Source organism: Microbacterium umsixpiens, assembly GCF_053543675.1.
The window spans coordinates 1-1,778 of sequence record NZ_JBLVOH010000062.1 but is presented as its reverse complement, the minus strand read 5'-3'; the positions used below and the strand labels follow the sequence as shown (position 1 = coordinate 1,778).

Genomic DNA, 1,778 nt, shown 5'->3' with positions numbered 1-1,778 from the left:
GGGCTTTCGGGAACCGGGTCAGACGAAGAGGTTCGCCCGCTCGAGGTCTTCTGCGAAGTCGACCTCGACCGCGTACAGGTCAGAGACGTCCATCGGCTCGAGGAGGAGACCGTCCTCGGCGATGGCCAGCTCGAGACCGCGCTCGAAGTAGTCCTGATCCTCGACGCGCTGCAGCTGGCGCATGAACGCCTTCTTGTGCGCGGAGGAGATGTAGTTGATGCCCACGGCCTCGCCCAGACCGCCCTTGACGGTCTTGGACAGCTCGTTGATGAAGCCCTCGGCGGTGACCGTGTACTTCACCTCTTCGTCGCTGACCTTGGAGGTGTTGACGGTGACGAACGACTGATCGCGCTCGATGAAGGCGGCGGCACGACCGAGGATCATCGGGTCGAACACCACGTCGCCGTTCATCCACAGCACTCCACCCTTGCCGGTCGCGCCGAGGGCGCGCAGCAGGCTCTTCGACGTATTGGTCTCGTCGTAGCGCTCGTTGTGGACGTAGTTGACGGCGGGGAAGGCGTCGATGATGGTCTCGGCGCGATAGCCGACCACTGTCGTGATGCGCGCGTCCGAACCGAAGGCGGCGCGGATGTTGTCGTGCTGCTGGCCCATGATCGTGCGGCCGTCGCTCAGTTCGGTGAGCGGCTTCGGCAGCGCTCGGCCGAGGCGCGAGCCCATGCCGGCGGCGAGGATGACGGTCTGAAGAGTCACGAGTGCTCCTAAAGGAAGTTGTGTTCACGGCCGATTCACCGACCAGACACTTCGTCGTGCCGAGTTCATGGTAGCGAGGCAGCCTGGGAAGCCCCGGGTCGGGGAGCCTCCCGTTGTCATTTCGTGATCGAGTACACACCGGACGCACAGGCTCGCCCTCCGGGCCCATTGTGTCGGATCCGAGGGTTCGTCGGTGAATGTTGCGCGGCGGCCTTGGCATGCGGCTCCCCATTGATACCGTAGGACGGTGACTTCCTCCCCTGACGACCGCGCCGCCCAGGTGGACGAGACCGAGACCGCGCCGCCGAAGGCATCGACGAAGCCTGTGGCGAAGACGACTGCCGCGAAAACGACGCCCGCGAAGACCGCTGCTGCGAAGTCGACGGCTGCGAAGACCGCTGCTGCGAAGTCGACTGCCGCGAAGACCACTGCCGCGAAGAAGCCCGCCGGGAACCGCGCTCCGGCGAAACCGGCCGCCTCGAAGAGGGCTCCTGGCAAGAGGCCCGCCGCCACGACGGCGAGATCGGCTGCAGAGCAGGCGGCACCGACCGCTGAGGTCGTCGTGGAGCCTCTGAAGAACGCCATGCTTAATCGATCCGCGTCGAACGCCGCTCCGAAGCGCACGTCTGCGACGGCCCGCACGGCCGCGGCGAAGAACACGGCCGCACGTGCCGCGGCGACGAAGCCCGCCGCGGGGACGACGGCATCGGCGAAGTCCGCGGCAGCCAAGACCGCCGCAGCCAAGACCGCCGCAGCGAAGACGGCCGCAGCGAAGACGGCGGCGGCCAAGACTGCGGCCGCGAAGACCACGGCCCGGTCGACGACCGCGAAGACGGCGGCAGCGAAGACGGCGGCAGCGAAGACGGCGGCAGCGAAGACGGCGGCGGCGAAGACGGCGGCGGCGGAGAAGGCTGCCGCGGAGAAGGCTGCCGCGGCCGCCGCGGAGGCCGAGACGGTTGCCGCCACCGCAACGCCCGTCGTCGAGCCGGCGCCGGCTGGCGACCAGACGGCTCCCGTCGAGTCCGCTTCGGCGATCGAACCCGCCCCCGCATCCGAGGAACCGGTGC

1 protein-coding gene and 1 pseudogene are annotated in these 1,778 nt (G+C 68.3%); one reads left to right on the top strand and one right to left on the bottom strand.

Annotated features, from left to right (window positions below):
- Window positions 1–18 precede the first annotated feature (18 nt).
- Complete coding sequence (locus ACNPM4_RS06160; RefSeq protein ID WP_029262521.1) at window positions 19–711, bottom strand: phosphocholine cytidylyltransferase family protein; 693 nt, start codon at window positions 709–711, stop codon at window positions 19–21.
- Window positions 712–958: 247 nt separating this feature from the next.
- Here ACNPM4_RS06160 and ACNPM4_RS06155 point away from each other — a divergent pair.
- Window positions 959–1,778, top strand: a pseudogene (locus ACNPM4_RS06155) (hypothetical protein); the annotation flags it as partial.